This is a genomic window from Chitinophaga sp. 9-1-y (assembly GCF_059511905.2).
In genome coordinates this window covers 3,948,957-3,970,139 of sequence record NZ_CM197955.1, presented here as the reverse complement: position 1 = coordinate 3,970,139, position 21,183 = coordinate 3,948,957, and the positions used below count along the sequence as shown (strand labels likewise).

The window sequence follows — 21,183 nt, the reverse complement described above, 5'->3', positions numbered from 1 at the left end:
TTCAATCCACCTTTGTGGTATTAGATCCTTTTAAAATGAAAACATTGATAGCTGTTAAAAACGGTGGTATCGGAAATGCTTCGCAACGCCAACATAACGGGAAGGCTAAATGGTCAGTTTTTAGCCTGGTCGCATTATTTACTCTTCTCTTTTCAAACAATATTCAAAGCCAGCAAATTCAGGACGTAGGCGGCATCGCCGTTACGGTACATGGGAAAGCTTCATTTGACGACCTGCCTCCGGGAAGTTCATTGTCTGGGAGTAAATTTCAGCTGAACACTTATGATGCCTGGTTGCCCATTCCTCCTGTTAAAATTGGTAAGACCAGCATTTTCAGCAACCTGAACTACCGCCTGATGGACTTCAGGTATGATAACAAAACGATCGATGATCCCAACAGGATTGATCGGATTCATGAGTTGAAATCAACCATAATCGTCCGGCACCCGCTCTCCGGCAGATGGTCGATCCTGGCGATCGCTATGCCAACGCTGGCAGTGGAATCGCGGAAGTCCCTCTCTTCTGACGGGCTGATCTTTGACGGAATCCTGGGTGTGTCGAAGAAGTTTGGAGCGGAATCGAATCTGGAGATCGGATTTGGAGTGCATGCCCTGCACTCTTTTGGAGAAACACTGATCACGCCGGGGATTTCTATCGATTACCGAAGCAGGAACAACAAGTGGTTAGCACAGTTCTATTGGCCCAGATTGAATGTGTTGTACTGTGTGAGCAAGAATACCCAGATCGGTCTGGCTGGCTCCATCGACTGGACGCGCTTCAAGCACAAGAACTTCAAAGGGGATACCGGGCAGGATGTTGATTACGCACAATTCTCCTCTGTTCATGGAGGTCTGCAACTGCAGCAGCGTTTGTTCGGCAATTTCTGGTTCCAGGTGCAGGGGGGAGCAGCGCTGTTCAATCGTTATGAACGCTACGATACAGACCAGAAAAAGGTGAATGATTTTTCTGTATCCAACATGGCATATGGGAAAGTGGCACTCACTTATCGCATTAACCAGAAAAAATAAAAGTGAGATCATGAAAAATATAAACGATCAAACTTCCGCATTTAGTTTCCGTTCTTTGATTCTTGCGGCTGTTCCTTCTTATGTATTCCCTGCATTAATGTCTTTTCTGTCTGGTTTTTTTCTGCAACGATCGGAGCTGATGCAGGCGAGTTACAGCACGATTGGACTGTCTTCTCTGTTCTCTACGATCCTGAGCCTGATCATACTATGGCAGTTCGATTCAAAAGGGATCCTGATGAAAAATAAATTGATAAAATCATTGCTGGTAATTCTATTAATGGTTGGATGGGGTATGCTGTGTGCGGCCATTCTCCAGCTTCCATCCGAACGATTTAATATTACATTCTCTGCCTTTCTGGGTGCGGCAATTGTAACGGTGCGTCAATATGTGAAAAAAAAACAATAAATGAAAAAAAATAGACCAACGATCGTCGTTTTTGGATGTACTGGTACTGTTGGGCGTGAGGTGATGATCCAGCTGAGTGAACAGGAATGCATGGTAAGAGGTGTGCTCAGAAATCCCGACCGCCCTTATCCGATCCAACCCGGAAGCGGTTCGCCGAACATAACATATGTAAGCGCTGATCTGAATTCTCATCGCCAACTGAGGGAAGCCTGTTTTGGAGCTGATGCCGTATTTCTTTTGACTGCAACGTCTCCCGGACAGGTAGAGCAGGAGATCAACATCATCGATGCTGCCAGGGAATGTGGAATCAGACGGATCGTGAAGTTGTCTGCACCGATCGTTCGCAGCCCTGCAAAGGTGGAAGTCAGCGAGTGGCATAAAAAAATCGATGACTACCTCGCACGGAATATCGAAGACTATTGCTGTCTCAGGCCTTATTCCTTTATGCAGAACTGGGAACGGAACGCATTTACCATTCAGTATTTCGGCAAGATCTATGGTTCCCTTGGTGATGCAGCACGGAACTATATCGATTGCCGCGATGTAGCAACCGTTGCTGTAAATTATCTGCTGACAACTGAAACGGTAAAGCCGCGTTCAGTGGTGCTCTCAGGTCCGCAGGCAATTACCAATATCGAAATGGCAGAAAAGCTTTCTCATGTAACGGGGAGTAAGATCGAGTATGTGGATATCACGCCTGATGAATTGTTTATGCAGTTAACCGGCAAAGCAAAATTACCAAAATGGTTGGCCAATCATATCGTGGAATTAGATGATCTTGCCATCAAAATGACAGAACCAAATGCAGATACGATCAGCGATATCATTGTGAGAAACCCAAGGACCATGGACGAATACCTGCAAGAGAGCCGGCATCTTTTCAAAAAGAAACCTCTCTGGAAATTACTATTCAGAACGGCCTGAATCCTGGCAGATAATCAATTTACTCAGTGAGGGCAGGCTTATGTTTAGGTGGCACAAAATGATGTGCCACCTTTTTGATGTGCGTACCTGGTAAGGTCGATACTGTTCTCTTCACAGTATTTTATTACATAGTTCGTGTCAATCACTATTGTAATGTCAATGTCGGCTGCTTCATTCTGATCTGTGTGAGAACTTTTTGGGAGATGGAGATTAAAAAATGCTTAAAAAGTGATTAAGAAATCATTAGAATAGACTTAAAAAAATATAAAATAGTTCGGACTGCTGCTATTTAACTACTTATGAAAACCGGGTATTTAATTTAAAATATTTTTTTCGGAAATAGGAAAGCTGTAATATTGGAAAACGATCACGATGTAAACCCGAACGCAGAGCCATAATCTTTAAGCAAATCTAAGTAACCCACATTTCAAATCTGTAATACTGGAAAATTAATCTGTTCATTCTAAACAGGCGTCTGATAACGATTGTTACAGGAGAATAGTCTACGTTTTCCCCGTCATTTTAAATAGGTATATGTCTAAGCATTAGTTGTAAAATACAACTATAGTAAAAGCTTTTTTTCATGCAGGCACGATAGCAATCTAACATCTAAAACCCAAAATCTTAACCAATGAGAAATCAAGCATTTTTTTTCATGATCTGTCTGTTGGCAGGTTCGTTCATCACATCATGCCAGAAAGGTAACAAACAAGGGAATGCTGATAAACCCAGTATTTCTAATGACGTATTAGCACAAATCAAGGCAAAAGGCTTCAGTACCAGGAATGTACATGCCGTAAACGGAGGTTATCTTGTAGAAGGAGATATTTTCCTTAGTGCAAAAGACCTCAGTAAGAAGGCCAACACTAATAAAGTTAGAGTTGCCAAAACAGAACAATATTCTACTAATAACCTGGTAGCTAACTTACCACGTGTAATTACCGTGAAGGTGAGTAATCTGGGCAGTGCTTTCGTACAAGGCACCGACCTGGCCATCCAACGTTACAATGCATTGGGGCTGCGCATCCAGTTTCAACGTATTACCAGCGGTAATGCGGATATAACTATTCAGGGCTTCTATGAAGGGCCCAGTGGCGGCTATATTACTTTAGGATCATCTGGTTTCCCTACCGATGCAGGAGAGCCTTTTGATCTCATTCAAATGAATACCCACCCTGACGCCTACGGCAGCAACCCCAATGTGCAGTACGTAGGTTCTGTGCTTCAGCACGAAATAGGACATTGCATCGGTATGCGCCATACCGACTATATGGACCGTTCCTATAGCTGCGGCGGTGATCCGATAGATGAAGGTGATGGTGGCGTAGGGGCTGTATATCTGCCAGGTACCCCGAGTGATCCTGACCCGGATTCCTGGATGCTGGCCTGCTCCAATGGAGGTAACCGTACATTTAATGCTAATGATATTATTGCATTAAATTATCTCTATCAGTAATCCATCGCTGACCGGAAATGCATGAAAAAAAAAGGTTACACCGCGGTTATCGTGCCGGTGTAACCTCTTTGTCGATAAAGCTGAGATTCTGTTTTTGTATCCTAAAGCACATTGCCGCCAGGTTTTTATTTTGGTCTGTCAACGTGCGATTCCGCTGTGCTGACATTACAACTCACTTATCAGCAAGTACAGTGGTACCTGCAACACTGGTCTTGTACTATCATCAGAGAATACCGTCAAATCCAGGTTGTACTGCGCCTGGTTAGTTTCCGGCATATGGGTATCCTTCCATTTCTCCATAGCGGCTGCTATCATGGTGGCTACTGCCAGTCCTTTATCTGCGATACTTACTTCCGTGGAGGCCAGCAGTAATACCGGCAGGTTGATGGTGAAGGAAGTATCCGGCTTGGTATACTGGTAGCTGACATGTAGTTTAATTAGTATGTTCGTTAACGTTACCTCATTGGTGAGGGCGGTAAAGAGCTGGGTCATGTTCTCCAGCAGGGTTCTCTGTTGCGGCGCCGGGAAGACGTTGCTATTGATGGTGGCGATATCTAGGGCGCGGTTACAATTGAGTAGCGGTACGAGCTTGTCGAAGAAGCGCACCCACGGAGTTTGATAGATGAACCGTTGATTGGTGGGCTGCCACGTTCCATTATTATTCTGTATCAGGTACTCATTGCGGATGATGCTGGCGCCTGACCAACTGTTTTGTTCATGGAGTATATCCAGTTGTTGCATGACCACTTCTCTGTCAGGATCTTTGTTCCTGTCGGCGTAGAGGAGATATTTACCTTCTGCATTTTTGTAGGTCCAGGTATTACTTTGACCGCTCACCGGCTCTGCGGTGTAATTGCTGATGTTGACCAGCGGAACTATTGGCACGCTATTGCCACTGTCTGGCGTAACGGTGATGCTGAGATAATGGGTAGTCTGCGCTTCATTTTCTGTGATCGTATAGGATAAAGTATATGGCGACAATGCCAGGTTAAGCGGCCCGTGACTGGCCAGTTTTTTGGTGCGCGGATGTATCTGGTTCCAGGTACTCCATGCAGTAGCCACTACTGTTACTACATTAATGAAAGCCGCTACGGCATTCTTTGCAGCCTGCGCATTCGGTGTGTTGTTCTTTACATCATCAGCCGTCAATGTCAAGAGGTGCAAGTTGAAATCAGCCAACATGGCGGGATACACGGCCATAAACTGGGATAGTGCCTGATCCAGTGTAGGCGAATCGTCCAGGTTCCGCGCCAGGAAGGTGTTAGTGGATGCAGGGATATTGAACTGCACCTGCGTGTGTATGGTATCCTGTGCGGCAGACTGGTTCTGATATACATAGCGATAGTTCCAGGCTCTTGTATCAGCAATGGTGATTGGGTCCGTGCTACTGTTGACCGGATATTGAAGTCCCTGGCTCAGGATAGAAGGTGGTGTAGGATAGGCGCGCAGGGGAACCGGTATGGTGATGTTGCCTATCTGTCCCAGGCTGTTATCCAGCGGGATAATGAAGGTCAGCCAGGACGATGCCATGTAGCCTTCGATGCCATCAACTGGTTGTAGCTGGTATTCCAGGTGACTTACGGCATAACGCATGTCTGTGAAGCTGAAGCTGCGGCTGGCCGGCAGGTCTTTCGATTCAAACATATACGTAAGCCACGATTGCCCGTTGCCCAATGGCACTTTAGCGTTGGAAAGGGAATAGGAAGTATTGGGCGGTGTACCGGGTGGCAGGGAAGGATCAGTACCTTTCATGCTGCCATACAGTGCGGGTACATAGGGTGCTTCCGGGGGCTGATTGTTGCTGCCTGTCCATCCGGAGCTGATAGTGGCGGGTGTTTGTACGGCTGTCGTATAGCGGTAAGCGTTAGACAGCAGTTGGAGGATCACCTGTTTCCACTTGTCCTGTGCGTTGCCGATGTTAGACTGTGGTGTACTTCCCGGATCTATGATGTAGTCGATAGTTCCTTCAATAGCGTTAGCGATGTTTTCTTTTTCAGCCAGCAGTGATGCCAGTGATACGCCGTTATCTAACAGGAAGACGGGCACGGCATAGGCGGGGCTGAGGAAATTATCTACCGCGGTGAGGAACTGCAATCCCCAGTTGTCGAGGTCTATGCTGCTGAAATTTTGTGTTACTGCGGCCCCTGCTGGATATGGCTGTCCGCTTGCATACGGATAGTTGCTGCTGCTGAACGACAACAAGTTGTTGGCCAGCGGTACGGGTGCAAAGAAATATACTGCCGCATTGCTGAAGTTGAAATTGATACCGCTCTTTCCGTTGCTGTCCAGTCTTATCATCCAGAGCGATGGTATTTTGTCTTCACTTTCTTTCGGGGTACCTGTTGCCAGTTTCAACGTGATGCCAGCGGTGGGCTGGTCTTTGAAGGCTAGTTCAAACTGTTGTGCGAATGGGGTGAGCGACAAAGAATCATCGTTGCCGTTGCCACAGGGCGTGCCTTTGGATTGTGGCGGCACGGTGGTTTGCGCCGTGGCGATACCGGCGGTATTGGCAAAAGCCGGATCTATATGCGAAGTGCGTTGTACCGTTGCCGTTAGTGTCAATGGCAGTATGTCTGCATAGTTCGCAATGGTGGCGGTATCCACCGGGCTGGGAATAGTATACAGGATGCTGTTGCTGTCTACGGTAGTAGCGGCTACTATGCTCTTCAGGTAGCTGATCACCGGTGCGAGGAAGTTGGTGTTCAGGGCGGCTATATCTATACTGCGACGGGTGCCTTCCGGTAGCGCAGCGGTGCCGTCAATAGAGGAGCAGAAGCTCATATTCACATCTGTACATACTACCAGCTGATAATAGAGACGCATGTAGGTTTCGAGGTCTATGGCAGCATTGTTCTGGCTCTTGCTGCCGGTGTATTTTGTTTTGTCGAAACAGAAGCTGAGCTGTATTTCCGGCTTGCCGGCATTCTGGGCAAACTGGTAATAAGAAGATACGGCAGGCCATTGTGATACCGCGATGAGCGGATCGGTATACAGTGATGCCATTGACAATGTCAACGGCTGCACGTTGCTCATGGGTATGTTACCAAACATATCCTGCCAGTTAAGCTGCATCTGCACAGTAGTGCCAATGCCTCCATACGGATTAGGATAGTTGGGGTCAGTACCGGATGGCTGCATGTATTTGTAGTAAGGGATCACGGCAGCATAGTTCCAGTAGCTGGTGTCCAGGTTCAGTGCTTCCCCCGCGCGCAGCTGATGTACCTGGTCTTCATCCAGCGTGTCTGCAGGACCGGCTGGCAACAGGTTCTGATAGGCGGCCACGCCAGGTAGGGTAGTGCCCAGCAGGTTGAACTGGTTTTGCAGGTATACCTGGTTGTCAGCGGCGGTAGGCGGTTGCTGCGAAGGATTGTATTCTCCCGGGTTATTGCGTGCCACTGTATAGCCCACCGTGCCCACCGGTATAGTGGCCACACGGGTGGTGATGCTGGCTGCCTGGGCATATACGTTGGTAGTGGAAGTATCTACCGGATCGCCGGTTATCACGCTGTTCACAAAAGGCTGTATGAGCAGATCGGTATAAGTGACTACCAGCGTGAGGTTCCCTACGCCGTCTTTATTGAACAGGTGGGGTGGAATGCCGTTGCCGTCGGAACTGCGGTAGTACAGATAAAATCCGCCTGATCTCACAATACTGTTTTCCCACAACAGTTGCAGGAAGATACCCGGTTTGTTCAGTGTGTTATAAGTATTGGTTACATTGTCTTTCAGGGAGCCGAATGTGCCTACCGGGTTGGTTTCCGTGCTCAGGTTGGCCTGTACAATGGCTAATTGTAAAGCGCCATTGGCAGCGGAAATATTACCTCCGGCGGCATCTGTTGTTGGGTCAGGTTCATACAACAATTGTATTTGTGCAATAAAGCTGTCGTCACCTTTGCGGGTAGTATTCAGGTAGATGACCAGTTGTTGTAATAGTACTATACCACTGTCGTCTGCGCCGGTGAGGTTATACATATTGCCGGCAAGCGGTGTATTGGGGGCTGAGCCGGCGCTGATTTGCTGTATAGTAATTGGCACTGTGGTGGCCCAGGCAAGATGACTGATGCTTCCTTTCTCGCTGCCATCGCCTGACGGCTTGATGGTCTGGAGCGAGAAGGGAATGGAGGTACCGGCATGCAATGCAAATACATCTGTCAGGTTTTGTGGCAGCAACCACAAAACAGGGTTTCCGCTTACACCAGTAAAGTAATCGCCGGGGTATTGCCACAGCGCGGGACTATTGAGTGTAAAGGCCTGCGGCGTGTCGCGGTAGTTCACCATGGCAGCCGGTGAGCCGGATTCAAGGGTAGGCGACAACACCACGCTGCGCATATCATTGATGCGGGTGATTTCATCGTTGTTGATGGTGATATTGAGAGCAGCCGCATTGCCGGGATTAAAGGAAATCCAGGTAGCTGCCGCGTCTTTGGTGATGTTCATACTGAAGGTATCACCGGTTTTGAGCGCTGCTGGCAGTGGGAACTGCTGGCCTGTAAGCTGGTACAGTGGCGTAATGGCGCCGGTGGCAGCATTGGGTGGAGCCGGTAAGCGTAAGCCATACAGCAGGAACCTGGAAGACATGCTGCCGGCCTGTGTTACATTGGCGGCTGTCACCACTGCATTGACAAGGCTTTCGGCATCCAAGCTTGTTTTCTTATTGGCCTGCATATAATCCAGTGCATGCTGCAGGAACGTCTTGGCCACGAGGGCAATGAAATCGGTGAAGATGAACGTAGGCATGCTCAGGTCTTGCTGCTGCTGATAGTCGGGGTCAGTCACCTGCGTACAGGCGTTACCGTAATAGTCAGCCGTGAGCTTGTTTTCTGCGTCCATACTGAGCATGCGCAGTATGCCCGAAACGGCGCTGATATAGCCATTGCTGCCGGTCATGCTCTGTGTGGCGAAGTTCACCTGCGCTCCTTTGGCGCCGTTGTAGTCTGTCTGCATCAGCAGTGGCGGCAGGGCAGGGAAGATGGCCGCCTGGAGGTCCTGCTGGGTAGCAGGATCAGTAGCGGTGATCTGTACGCTGAAGAAGGTTTTCAGGAATGAAATAACATCATGTCCTGCTGTATTACTGTAGTTGAATGGTGCTGCATTATCTGGTCTTGTGTTGAAATAACATAACAGCACCTGTAACTGATCAGTACTAATCTGCTGTGTTTGCAGCCAGCTCAATGGAACGCTGCTGCGACCATTGCTAACCAGCGCGCTCAGACACCAGTATAATACGCCGGTGCTGAGAGCGGTGAGACCGTTCACCGTGTTGGCAATATCGGCGGAGGCAGTATCGATATAAAATATCATGTTGTATTGCGGGCCAGGTGTAGCGCCTTCTCCGGAAACGGTCAGTTGTGGGATCGCATACAGATCCAGCAGGTAGTTGGTGCCGGTATCCGGTGAAACGGGCTGCCAGTTTAATGTTACTGCCAGGTCCGCACCAAGGCGGTGGTATGCCGGGAAATTGCCGCCGGTGAGACATCCGTTCCAGCCTGCATCCTGCGGATGATTGCTGCCGATGACGAAACGTGCCCTGATAGTAGCGCTGAAGCTGAGGTTGATGTGTATTTTAAATAATCCCAGGTTGATGGTGATGCGTAGTGAAACGGATACGCCGGCTACAAAGGAGATAGGTATCTCCATATAACTTTCTATCGTAATGCTCACATACACATAAGCCAATATATCCAGGCGTGCAGATATAATAGCAAAGTTCACTTCGCCATAGATATGACCCACCAGTCCGAACGTGCCTTGCAGCTTATAATAGGTGTCGTCTTTTGCGCCGCTTAATCCCGGTGTGGCATGGAAGATGGCAATCACTCCCTGGAAGATACCTACAGCGGTGAGATACAGCCCTGCTTTCAGAATACCTTCGTCAATTGTTTTGCCCACGCCCAGTTGCAGTCCCAATCCAAAGGCTATCACGGGGTTGAATATGCCGCAGGTAGTTTGTGGGATATTAGTAGCGGTAGCGCCACTCAGCCAGCCAAAGTAAAAACCACCGGAGCCGGTGAACGGAAACACCTGCACAGTGAAGGAACGTGAGAAGTCTGTAATGCTGGCAGGGAAGCCGAAGTCGAGATAGAAGTTACCATTGGTGTAGATCTTGATCCCAATGTTGGGAAGCGTAATGGATACTTCCCCGAACTCAAGATGCCTGAAAACATCCGGCAGTTGCAGATCTATCTGGTACATGCCGATGTTGTCATTTATTTTCTTATAAAGAATTTCAAAATAAAGGTTGGCAAAATAAGCCGCAGTGGGATCAATGCTAATCATGAGACCATACAACTCAGGATCATTGAAGATCAGTGCCATCTTGTAGAATTTCGCTACGGTGAAGTCTGCACCGAAGAGCCAGTGGCTGTTCTGATCGAAATACAGGGAGCCTTGTTTGTTAGGTTTAATTGGTACGCTGTTAGGTTGGCCATTGGTATCCGAAAAAGATTTTTTCATGGTATCGATGGCGCCCTGTATGTTGCTGATATTACCGGGATTGGTAAATGCCACATGCTGGCCCATGCCCAGGAAGCGGAGGTCGAAGAACTGGCTGCCCATACCCGGCACGCCGGGCATGTTGCGCACATCGCTGCCTTTGCCCGCCAGTGGCTGCGTTTCAGGATTGCTACTGCTGATAGTCATGCCCAGGAACTTGCCTTCAAAGCCCAGATATACGCCGGTATTATCCTTCGTAAGCGTGATGGCAGAAAGCTGCAGGAAGCCCAGGTCGACATTGCTCTTATAAACTACTTTCAGGCTGCTCTGTGTTGGATCACCGATATTTCTTACATATACAAACGACAACCCGTCCAGATTAATACTGTTGAGCACATTCCAGGGAGCCGATAGCGTGAAGCCCGGTTCAAAGGAAGCAATAAGATGCGTGATGATTTCTCCCAGCGACATCTTTCCGAATACCACCGTGATTGTGTCCGTATTCTTCCCACTATCATGCTGGTATTGCGCTACAATACCTTCCCATTCGAGGTATATCTGTGTATCCGGTGTGCCGAACTTATAACCCACCTTGAAGTTCATGCCCAGCAGCAGGGCTTCCACGGTGATTACACCGGAAGCATTACCATTCACATAATCCATTTGCAGTGTAGCGGTGAGTTTCGGCAATATGAAGCTCTGGTAATTGAGCTGCCATTTAACGGTGCCGCCTACACTATATTTGTTTTTCTGATCTGTTGCTCCCGGCGCCGGCGTGTATACGGTGACGTTAACTCCTTCTATATTCAGCGAAGCCTGATCTACCCATGCTGGCAGGTTGGTGATACCCAGCGAGGAGAGAAACGTTTTCACCAACTTCATGATGTTGATGCTGGAATCGGGCAGCATGGCGCCTTTGAAAGTCCATCCGGCGGAAGGATCTGCTTTCTCTGCGCGCAGTTCCAGTTGAATGTCGACGATCTTAAGCTGTGTGCTGATAAACCCGCTGATGGTGCGGTCGGCGGAAGAGAAAGGATTCTCTATATCCAGCGCTATCGCTGGATTTACGATATCCAGCACATGGAAGAATTTAATATCTACCTCTGTGGATATATCAAAGTTGATGCGGCTGATCTGCCGGGAACTGACGTTGTAGGTGATTTCAAGGGTGTTGAGCGTGAAGCTGTCAAAAGTGATATCTACCGGCAGCGCAGGGGCGGGAGTGCCGGAAAGCCCTGGCAGCGCAGTGAAAAACTCGTTATACTTATTGATCTCTATTTCGGCAGAAAAAGCAAGCAACCATTCATCTTCACCGAATGGCAGGTGCGCATGAGCTTCGAGTTCCACTGTAGCGGAAGACATCTTCATATTAAATACACCATCAATGTCCAGTGTGAACGTGGGCTTCGCCGGCACTCTGTTAAACTGCATCGTAATGCGTAGCTGCTCGATAGCAAAGCCACTGGTTACCTGCCAGGGATTGGGGTTGGAGATGATTACCGTTACATCATAGATCTTCGGTATGGATGGATTAAAAAGAATACTCAGCTGCGTGATACCGAAATTACTCAACACTGCTACTTCAGGTGGCATGCTGCCCAGCACATTCATACCAGGGAATAAGCCCAGGATATCGTATATACCTCCCAGTAAGGTTTGCTGGGTGGAAAATGTCAATGACCATTGGTTAGCCGGCATATTGTTGTTGATCGGCACTGCCAGCGAGATAGACAGATCCGTTCTGCCAATGCGGAAAACACCGGTGATATTGAGGTTAGGCGTTCGCTGATTATTGACCGGATTGACATACGTAAGGACCGCGAAGCCGAAATTCTTAAGCGAAAGTCCTCCTGCACCTGGAATAATAGGGAAATCGATGTTGGACGAAAGGACCGAAAGCGTCATGGCAAAGGTGACAGAGGAGGCATTTAATTGAATACCAGGAAAAGGAAGACTGGGAAATATATTGGGATCTGCCAGCCGGTTCAAGGGCAACAATCCCATCTGTGACAGCTGTGGTATCGATAGATTGTTAAGAATGGAATCCAGTACTGTTTCAAGTATTTCGCCCCGCGTATTGATCAGTTGCAACACGCCGTCATTATCCTGGTTATACAGGTTCACTTTCCCGGAAACAGACAGGATATTGTCTTTCACTGTGATATCAGCCGAAGTAAGGGTAAACACCATGTTTTGCAGCGACAGCATCTGCAACAGGAATGGGAACCGGTTGCTGGGTATCAGTTGAGGCGTAAGCGTTAGTGTGCCGTTGGGTTGTATCTGCTGTTGCAGGTTGCTGGCTAGTTGCTGGAGGTCCATGATGGCTGTTTTATAGAAATAAGATTAGGAAGAAAGCATTTTATCGATAATGCCAGTGATTATGGTGGTGTATTACGATGGCACTGAAACGTAGACAAGGGTTGATTGACGTTCTTGTAATAATTCACCCGGAAGACGTAGAACTGGCTCTGTGTGGTGATATTATTCGGTTCTACTTTCAGCACATAACTATCTTTACAGGACACCACCTTGCTCTGGTACTGGTTGTTGCCATGTACACCTGTTGGGCTGTAATCATTGCCATAGCTGAAGTTGGTACTGTCTTTATTGGCAAACAGGTTGATAGCGGTAGAGCGACAGTACTTCTTTGAACCACTGGTGAAATTATAGAGGTTAGTGATATAGATTCCACGATTATTAACACCGAGTGGCCGTTGCGCGGCAGACCATTCAGAGAGGGGGTCTAATAGCGTGTCTATACGATCTTGAAAATCAGGTACCGGCAACCCCCATTTCGACATATTACCTGCCGACAGAAACATGGCGCAGGCAGTGAATTTCATCAGGTCAGAGCTGGAGCTGCAATCACTACCGTGATGACTTGTCTTGAAAGCACAGACATGACCTTTGGCCGTTACATTGTGCGCATTTCTATCGAAGCGGTAACTTTTAGTATTGAAGAGCGTATCAAAGCCTCCGTCTACGGTGGCTTCCTGGTCAATGTAGTTTGTACAGCTGCCGTTACTATATCCTCCCATATCTCCGGCTGTGAAGTAACGGAACTGGCCATATTCGAGTATAAAGCCCAGAGAAAAATTATTGGGATTGTTACGGTTAGTAATACCATTATTCACGGCAGTGCCACCAGCGCCATAAGTGTAGCCGGAACTGGCCAGGCATTTCAGTGTAGCGGGAACGCCATTTAGTGTATCTATTATCAGTACTTTGCCTATATCACGTGGAAAAGAAGTGACCACGAGGCTGCGGGATTGCAGGTAATTATTAGTGAACCCATCTTTCAGTGCCTTCTTGTATTTGGGAGCATCGCTGGCACCTCTGTCGGGAGTAGCTTGTGGCGGATTGATAGCAGCATAGGTAGCCCCTAATGTATATCCTCCGGGATCTATCACGGAGTCTGCTCTGAAGATAGTACCGTTCGCCAGTTTATTGAAGCCTGCATAGTGATCTTTATGGAAATGTGTTAGGATAAGGTATTTGAAAGTTACCGGCATATTGCCAGCGCCAAAATAATTGGTGAAGTAGTTTTGGAGGAATCTGTCCGTCCCTGAATTGCCGCCATCAATCAGTATCTTCACCGGAAAGGTATTGTTGGAAGTATCATGTACTACTATCATGGTGGCGTCGCCATTTTCGACATTGATATGATGTATCTCCAGTATTTTATTCTGGGCCGCTGTGTACAGCGGTAGCAGTAGGCACAGGCACCAACCGCATCTGCGAAACAGGGTATATAATTGCTGATAGCACATTGTTTGTTATTATTGAATAATGATGAATGAATGCTTAACTACCGTGTGTTGCGATGACATTTGTAATTCCCCATGGGACTCATGATAACACTCTTCCAATAATTGGTCATGTATAAGTAGAAAATAGATTGTGTGGTGATATTATTCGGTTCAACAATCAATATATAGCTGTCTTTACACGTCGGATCCTGGCTGGAACCGGTCATCGCACCGGTTGCCATGCCCGCAGTATCGTAATCGTTGCCGTAATGAAACTCCGTGTCTGTACGGCCGGCAAACAACTGTACCGCATACTTCAGACAACTGTCTCTTTCTCCGCCATATTTTGTAAAGTCGTACAAGTTGGTGATGTAAAGTCCGCGATCAGATAAGCCAAGAGGTCGCGTGCTGTCTGCGCGGATGGAAAGCGGCTTCCACGTGGTGTCCAGGCGTTGTTGAAAGGCGGGATTGGGCAAGGCCCAGTTTTTCTGGTTGCCTGCTGAAACAATAGCTACTGCAGGTCGTATCTGCAGGAATACGGGATTGGTGCTGTGATCACTGCCATGGTGACTTACTTTGAACGCGCAGATATGTCCCGTTACACTGTCCCTTGTGGCAGTGCTATCAAAGCTGTAGCTGAGTTGATGCAGTAATGTGTCCAGGCCACCTACCAATGTCGTTTCCTGGTCGATGGAATTGCTTTTATCCTGACCACCCAGGTCTCCGCCGGTGAAGTACCGAAACTCGCCGTACCGAAGTACAAACCCAAGTGAATAATCATTGCAATTATTGCTGGAGGAGACACCATGAGATACAGAATCTCCGTTTCGTGCATATGTATAGGACGCAGCAGCCACGCAGGTTAGCGTCACGGGAACACCGTTGACAGTACCGATAGTAATACTTTTTCCTATATCACGTGGAAATGAAGTGATCACCTTACTCCTGGATTTCAGTAAGCTGTTATTGTAGGCCTTTTTCAGCGCACCCAGATACAATGTTCTGAATCTTGGAGTTGTGCCACCTCTTCTAAGTGCCGTCCCACTGGTATCCGGAGGAGCTATTGCCGCGTAGGTGCTGTTGAGTTTATAGCCGCCAACATCAATGATGGTGTCCACCTGGATGAAGGCACTGTCACCCAGTGATTTAAAGCCGTAATAGTGATCCTGGTGATGGTGGCTCAGGATCATATATTTAAAATGTGCTACAGGCATAGAGTCCCGCAAACAATTTTTGAAATAATTGTTGAGGAAGGCATAGGAGTCTTTCAAACCTCCATCAATCAGTACTCTCGTCGGAAATGTATTCGCCGCGGTATCATGTATCAGAATCATGGTAGCATCTCCGTTTTCTACATTGATATGATGTATTTCCAGTAGTTCCTGCCCTTTCAGCGAAAGGGTTAGCAGCAGGCACATACAGCATATAAGGCTGTGCAGATTTATTTTGAGGGAGAGGGGTATCATAAGATTGATATTTTAACAGCGTCATTTTTTTACATAGGCAGCATACCAGCCAAGGCTCTCTGGTGGCGCATCCTGATCAGGGTTGCCGAAGAGGAAGAAGCCAATATTGCCTCCGGGTGGAAACGAAAGACTGAGCAGTTTTACGGCAATATTGTTGATCTTCATCAGATAGGCCGCTTTACCGGGACCGCTGCCATCCGCCAGGGATAAGGATACGGAGCCGATGTCCAGTTTTAGTACACCCTGCAGGCTGAAGAAAGGCGCCTGCGGATTTACACCAGGGAGCTTCAGCGCGGCAGCAGTGCCGCTGCCGCCCACATTCCACGCAGCGAGGAAGGTGGTGTTGAAACCGGCCGCTGACGCCAATGCACCCAATGTTCCCATATTGAGTGTGAATACGAGTCCATACCAGTCACCTGATATGCCTTCCTGTGGCTGGTTGATCCATTGTGTTACGTTCAGGAATCCCTGGGATGCTGGCGTGTTGTTTTTGGAACCGGTGGTCATACCAGTGAGCTGCAGCGGGAAATGCCTGTACAGGCTATCATTGCGGGCGGTGCTCTGCCCTATGTCTACGGAAAGATGACTGATGTCGAAGCGGAAAGTGCGTGTGGAGGGTGTTTCCAGCGGAAAGTTCATGTCGAGGTTCAACCCTCCACAGGCAACGCCGGCACTGCCCGGCGGCGCATTCACTTCACTCCCGAAGGAGAGTATATCAAAATCACTGAGCTTGTTGAAGTTGATGAATCCCCAGCAGGAGAAGACCGACTGCACGATGCCCTGACCGCCGGTTTGTGGCACAGTGGTGCTGAACGACGCTTTCTGTATTTCTACATCCTGCATAATCGCGCTGTCAATAAAGATGAGATTATCATCTGTACTTACAAACGTATATGCCGGAACGCCATTGTGATTTTCACAGGCCCCACGCAGTATCATGAGGTTGTCCCGGTTATCTGTTTTTGTTTTCTCGCCGAAAAGCCGGTTGATGGTAAGCGCAATATTGCTGTTGAAATTCACCACCTTCGCATTGCTGAACAGCACTTTGAGATTGAGCACCTTGAAATCATAATCCACGTCTGTATTGATTACAGCCTCTTTCTTGTATCGTTCTACGGATTGTCCGAGCGAAAGAAACACCTGGTCTTCATAATCAATCAAACCGAAAAGGGCACTCACGGGCAACATGGATAATGCGCCGTTGTCGTTGTGTACTACGCTCATGTCTATGCCAAAATGGTGCGCATTGAACCGTTGCAGGTCGATACCTGCCAGCAGGCCTTGCAGTGCTGCCGGAAAATGTTGCACATCCACATTGATAGCAAGTGCCAAAACTCCCTGCCATTGAGGGTCTGTGGCCGCCGTATAAAATTTATAGTAGTCGTTGTCTTTATTCACCAGGTAATTATCAATACCTGTTTGTACATACTGCTGTATCCAGGTTGATAATAATTCGAGTCCATTGTTGTCCGTCATGTTAAACTGATCCGCCATGGTCCATCCCTGCGGGTTGCTGATATGATCTGTCAGTGCACCATTACGGAATTTGAAGATCAGCACATTGTTGAACTGGCCATATACATTCTGCTGCGGCACATCCAGTATAAAAGGCCAGCCATCCATATACATTTCATTGCTGAAGGAACCAAGTACGGGGGTACCATCAACAGTAGGATTGAAAGAAATGACGTTGAACAGTTGATTGGTCTGGAGGGCACTTTGTAAGGTATGTCCCAGGTCGCTGAAGAAAAGCTTGTAGAGGGGCGACATGTTGCCATCGCTCTGCAGATACTGATTACTGGCCAGTTGCAGTAATTTCCAGACACCGCTTGTTTTGTCGGCTTCAATATAAAAGCCTTGCGGGCTGGTGCCTGGTACTATATCAGCGGCTGTAGTTTGTATAGACCTGCGTGCCTGCATCAGTTGTTGCTGCTGGCGCAGGCCGATTACACTTTTGCGTTGCCCACTGATGATTTGTAACTCGTATTGTTGAAGGTTAGTAAGTGCATTGCTGGAAGTAACCGCGCCATAGGAAGTCATTGGGAATACAATTGTTTGGGAGAGGGTTCCTGCGTTGGGTACAAAGCTGCCCAGTACTTCCTTATCAGTAAACACATCCTGATCGGCCGCAAACAGGGAAGCGCCTACCGGTTGTGCATGATAGATAACGGTGGCATTGCTGCTACTGCCTTGTTGGATGGCGGCCCATGCAGTCTGGTAGCTGTTGTTGAGTACGGGAAGCACTTTCCCATTCTCATCCAGGTTGGGGGATCCTGCCAGTGGAAACCGGTCTGCAAAGGCAGATTGTTTCGGTGTGAAACACAGCAGATCACCGGTGCTACCATTCACTTCCGGGGTGAAGCTCACACTCTCTGTGCCGGCGAGGCCATTCAGGAAGCGCATCTGTTTGTTGCTGTCGAGGTAGGGAGCATATTTGCTGTCCAGTACCAGTGTGAAGTTGCCGGATGGGATGAGATACCAGGACAATGTATCGGCGGCATCCCGCTGGCTGAATACGAGCAGGGCGCTACCGGGACCGGGATAATTATCGGTACCATTGATAGAAGATAGGTTGACTACCGGTTTCATCTGCAATGGATAACCATAATCAGCGGTATAATAGGTATCGAATAGGGTAGGACTGGTGGTGTTAACCTGGGTATCAGAATAGAGGGTTTGTCCCAGCAAGGCAAAGTAAGTTCCTGTCTTATGTAGGTTCATCATATCCACAGGATTGATACTTGCCTGGCAAAGCAGATAGTAATTGAGAAGGCCGTCTGGCACAAGCGGATAGCGGATGGAACAAAGGGAACCATCCGTTGTGCTGCTATAGAAATATTTTATGCTGAGGTCGTAGGCAACAGCGGTAAAGTCGCGGGCCAGGTTGAAGCCGATCACCAGGCGCATGCAGCCTCTGCCAATACCGGTAAATGGGAGCACCAGCGGGGAGAGTTGTGTGAGGGTACTGGAGGCCACGGTGTTGGCCTGGAAGCTAACCTGTGTAGGGTCACTGAAGGTGAGCAGCAAGCGATCATTGTCGCCATCAACAGAAAAATAGGTGTTGATGGAACCGATGTACAGTGATGCATAATTGTTCCCGAAGCTGAAGTTCGTTTGCTGCATGATAGCAAAACCTTGATTGAATTGCGTCAGGAACAGTGCTGTTACGTTGGCAGAGGAAAGGGCATCATTGGGGGAGTTGAGCCATAAGATGGCGTTATCAGGGGTATTACTGGGAACGAACGCAATATAGTTCCATATATTCTGCACCAGCGTATCTGCACTGATGGCAGGAGCGCTGTTGGCAAAAAGATAATAGCCATCAATTACAGCAGTATCGCTGAGGCTGAGGGTGTCTTTGCCGGAGGAGGTGCCGGATGCCAGTACAAAGGCACACCAGCCATTATCTTCCGGAGTAGTGTATAGTGATGAATTGCCTGAATGGGTATTGCTGAATGCAAGGGTACTCATAGGACTCAGCGATTTATGGTTTTTGCGGGCATGGTGGTGAGATGCCATTGGCATACCACACTGCCACGGAACCTTTGAAAACAAAGCTTTGGTTGTTGCTTGCTACGCTATAAATGAAATTGCCGTTCAGCGTGCCCGGCATATCAGGCAACGAGGGCAACATTTTCAGTAAACCGTTGGCACATCCTGTTCCCAGCTCCAGCTCAAAAATATATGTGTTGTTAGTGGGTGTCAGCCTGCACATACCTGCCAGTTGTGTGTCCAGTAGCAACACACAGGTAACAGCATTACCGCAACTGTCGATCTTGTATATTATCTGCAGATCACCCAGGATACGTTGTGTGCATTTTCCGGGAGTAGAAAGTACATCAGTGATGCAATCAGCCTTTGGTTGTTGAGCGTATAGCAATGAGGAGATAAGCAACAACAGGACAGTACCTGTTGTTGCTATTATTTTTACAGACATCTATCTGATGATATTAAACCTGGTCCTCTTTAATTTTAGGTTTAATTTTAACGCCGGCATCGCCACTGGCAGTCCAGGCAGCAATGGAGGCTGAGTAAGGAGTATCGTTATTTCCTTGTTGATCTGTAGCGTCTCCTTCTGCAAAAACGCTACCATCAGTGAATCCGATAGCTGCTGTGAAGGTAGCCTTTTTGAGATTTACGGTCTGCTGCCCCCTTTGGAAAGTTACAGGACCTGCTGTAGGTTGGATAGGCGAAAGTGTTACGCTGCCGAGATCTCCGGCGGCAGATGTAAATTTTACTACTGCTATCTGCATGCCTCCGTTTATACTAACGGTGGTGGTGGCAGAAACAGAATTAACCAGCGGTGTAGTCTGCTTATAAGGGAAGCCCATAGTGATAAGATTTTGAGGGTAAAGAAATTGTTGTTTAATTACAGTCGTAAAGGTAGGGCGGCTGTTATTCTGTATAACCCGTATTTATCCCGTGAGCCATACGTAATATTACGCTTGTTTTGTCCGTTTTTTTTCTTTATACTTCTATCATATTCTGCCGGATAGCATACACAACAATGCCCGCAGTGCCGCGTACATTCATCTTTTCCATGATTCGCAAGCGGTAGCCTTCTACCGTTCTGTTGCTAAGCCCCAGCCTGGCGGCTATTTCTTTGGTAACCATATCCTGGCATATCAGTTGAATGATCTGCTTTTCACGCGTACTGAATAGCTCCTGCTGTATGGAAGAATGTGTCGCGGAAAATAAGCGCATCACCTGTGATGCAATAGCCCGACAGTAATAGGGCTTCCTGTTGTATACGTCGTGAATGGCTTCCAATATCTCCAGCCTGTCGCACTGCCTCAGCAGAAATCCCTGTACGCCGGCCTGCAACATACTGCCCAGCATCGGTACATCATCCAGCAGTGATAATGCAATGATGTTTACGTTTGGCAGCGTTTTGAGCACATATTGCAGCACTGTTGTGTTGTCGTCAATATTAAATGTGGGATCAGTGAGGAGAATGTCTGGTTGTAGTAGGGTAAGTGCAGTAGTAAGCTCGTTGCCATCGGTCGCGGTTCCCAGGAGATCTATATCTGGTGCGGTCTGCAGAATATGCGAAAGGCCTTCAAGATATACTTCCTGGCGGTCAGCCACGAACAGGCGGATAGGATAGTAATGTTTCATACGCGATGCGATTCCCGGTCAATGTATTTGCCGGGCTGGTTATTTTGAGTAAGTGGCTCCTGACTTATAATCTTGCATGCATACCGGGAGCATGTATATTATATATGTAGAGGCACTGTAATAAAGGTACAGGAATTTTCATTATAGCGGTACCGGGAAAAAAAACGATTGATAAGCGCCATTTAGCTGCCGGATGATTGATCGAATCGCTCATCTTGTTGGGAATTGGTGTGTACAGATGCTATGTCGTTTTTCTGTTTGATAGTTTGTCAAAGTGAAAAGTAGTGTTTCGTTATTACCTGGTTTTATTCGGGTTCCTTATTAGTATACAGTTTTTGTTGTTATGTCAATTACGATAGAAAAATATTTTCCTCCCCGGAAATAAAATTCAATAACAATACTGTATTAAATTTTTTTGCGAAAGAGAATATATAATTCATGCAAATTAACTTCCGGCGAATAACAGACATGCGCAGTGGGCTTCTTTTCAAACAGGCGCCCCTTTATTTTGCCGGTGCTACTATTTAAAATTATAACTGCGGTTTTATCGCATTGGTAACTTATATTTTTGGTGACATGAAAACTTCTTTGTAGTTTAACCTTC

At 47.6% G+C, this 21,183-nt stretch carries 11 protein-coding genes; 4 read left to right on the top strand and 7 right to left on the bottom strand.

Going from position 1 to position 21,183, the window contains the following annotated elements; genetic code table 11:
* The first annotated feature begins 35 nt into the window (after nucleotides 1-35).
* From AC5ZC7_RS15490 to AC5ZC7_RS15475, 4 genes are all read left to right on the top strand, one after another.
* Nucleotides 36-1,028, top strand: a complete 993-nt coding sequence (locus tag AC5ZC7_RS15490; protein ID WP_496158017.1) for a DUF6268 family outer membrane beta-barrel protein — start codon at nucleotides 36-38, stop codon at nucleotides 1,026-1,028.
* Nucleotides 1,029-1,038: 10 nt separating this feature from the next.
* Nucleotides 1,039-1,434: a hypothetical protein gene (locus AC5ZC7_RS15485; RefSeq protein WP_496158019.1), complete on the top strand. Its 396-nt coding sequence runs from the start codon at nucleotides 1,039-1,041 to the stop codon at nucleotides 1,432-1,434.
* Nucleotides 1,435-2,358 carry an NmrA family NAD(P)-binding protein gene (locus tag AC5ZC7_RS15480; RefSeq protein ID WP_496158020.1) on the top strand — a complete coding sequence of 308 codons (924 nt, stop codon included), beginning with the start codon at nucleotides 1,435-1,437 and terminating at the stop codon, nucleotides 2,356-2,358.
* A 631-nt stretch (nucleotides 2,359-2,989) separates the two neighbouring features.
* Nucleotides 2,990-3,814 (top strand): M57 family metalloprotease, encoded by an 825-nt coding sequence (locus AC5ZC7_RS15475; protein ID WP_496158021.1) that lies wholly within the window; start codon nucleotides 2,990-2,992, stop codon nucleotides 3,812-3,814.
* Between the two features lie 165 nt (nucleotides 3,815-3,979).
* Here AC5ZC7_RS15475 and AC5ZC7_RS15470 read toward each other — a convergent pair whose 3' ends face one another.
* The 7 genes from AC5ZC7_RS15470 to AC5ZC7_RS15440 form a co-directional block, all read right to left on the bottom strand.
* Entirely contained in the window at nucleotides 3,980-12,565 is an 8,586-nt protein-coding gene (locus AC5ZC7_RS15470) for a hypothetical protein (RefSeq protein WP_496158022.1), read from the bottom strand.
* Between the two features lie 59 nt (nucleotides 12,566-12,624).
* Nucleotides 12,625-14,016: an MBL fold metallo-hydrolase gene (locus AC5ZC7_RS15465; protein ID WP_496158023.1), complete on the bottom strand. Its 1,392-nt coding sequence runs from the start codon at nucleotides 14,014-14,016 to the stop codon at nucleotides 12,625-12,627.
* Between the two features lie 38 nt (nucleotides 14,017-14,054).
* The gene (locus tag AC5ZC7_RS15460; RefSeq protein ID WP_496158024.1) at nucleotides 14,055-15,461 is read right to left on the bottom strand and encodes a ComEC/Rec2 family competence protein; all 1,407 of its coding nucleotides are present in this window, start codon (nucleotides 15,459-15,461) and stop codon (nucleotides 14,055-14,057) included.
* Between the two features lie 21 nt (nucleotides 15,462-15,482).
* The gene (locus tag AC5ZC7_RS15455) at nucleotides 15,483-18,932 is read right to left on the bottom strand and encodes a hypothetical protein (protein ID WP_496158129.1); all 3,450 of its coding nucleotides are present in this window, start codon (nucleotides 18,930-18,932) and stop codon (nucleotides 15,483-15,485) included.
* 13 nt (nucleotides 18,933-18,945) lie between these two features.
* Nucleotides 18,946-19,398 carry a hypothetical protein gene (locus AC5ZC7_RS15450; protein WP_496158025.1) on the bottom strand — a complete coding sequence of 151 codons (453 nt, stop codon included), beginning with the start codon at nucleotides 19,396-19,398 and terminating at the stop codon, nucleotides 18,946-18,948.
* Nucleotides 19,399-19,411: 13 nt separating this feature from the next.
* The gene (locus AC5ZC7_RS15445; RefSeq protein ID WP_496158026.1) at nucleotides 19,412-19,792 is read right to left on the bottom strand and encodes a hypothetical protein; all 381 of its coding nucleotides are present in this window, start codon (nucleotides 19,790-19,792) and stop codon (nucleotides 19,412-19,414) included.
* A gap of 136 nt (nucleotides 19,793-19,928) precedes the next feature.
* On the bottom strand, nucleotides 19,929-20,579 hold the full coding sequence (locus tag AC5ZC7_RS15440; protein WP_496158027.1) for a LuxR C-terminal-related transcriptional regulator: 651 nt from the start codon (nucleotides 20,577-20,579) through the stop codon (nucleotides 19,929-19,931).
* Nucleotides 20,580-21,183: the final 604 nt, after the last annotated feature.

Bases quoted from the DNA above. Each gene is read 5' to 3' on its own strand.
- AC5ZC7_RS15465 (WP_496158023.1), bottom strand. From the start codon at position 14,016: ATGTGCTATCAGCAATTATATACCCTGTTTCGCAGATGCGGTTGGTGC.
- AC5ZC7_RS15460 (WP_496158024.1), bottom strand. From the start codon at position 15,461: ATGATACCCCTCTCCCTCAAAATAAATCTGCACAGCCTTATATGCTGT.
- AC5ZC7_RS15455 (WP_496158129.1), bottom strand. From the start codon at position 18,932: ATGAGTACCCTTGCATTCAGCAATACCCATTCAGGCAATTCATCACTA.
- AC5ZC7_RS15485 (WP_496158019.1), top strand. From the start codon at position 1,039: ATGAAAAATATAAACGATCAAACTTCCGCATTTAGTTTCCGTTCTTTG.
- AC5ZC7_RS15450 (WP_496158025.1), bottom strand. From the start codon at position 19,398: ATGTCTGTAAAAATAATAGCAACAACAGGTACTGTCCTGTTGTTGCTT.
- AC5ZC7_RS15490 (WP_496158017.1), top strand. From the start codon at position 36: ATGAAAACATTGATAGCTGTTAAAAACGGTGGTATCGGAAATGCTTCG.
- AC5ZC7_RS15475 (WP_496158021.1), top strand. From the start codon at position 2,990: ATGAGAAATCAAGCATTTTTTTTCATGATCTGTCTGTTGGCAGGTTCG.
- AC5ZC7_RS15445 (WP_496158026.1), bottom strand. From the start codon at position 19,792: ATGGGCTTCCCTTATAAGCAGACTACACCGCTGGTTAATTCTGTTTCT.
- AC5ZC7_RS15480 (WP_496158020.1), top strand. From the start codon at position 1,435: ATGAAAAAAAATAGACCAACGATCGTCGTTTTTGGATGTACTGGTACT.
- AC5ZC7_RS15440 (WP_496158027.1), bottom strand. From the start codon at position 20,579: ATGAAACATTACTATCCTATCCGCCTGTTCGTGGCTGACCGCCAGGAA.
- AC5ZC7_RS15470 (WP_496158022.1), bottom strand. From the start codon at position 12,565: ATGGACCTCCAGCAACTAGCCAGCAACCTGCAACAGCAGATACAACCC.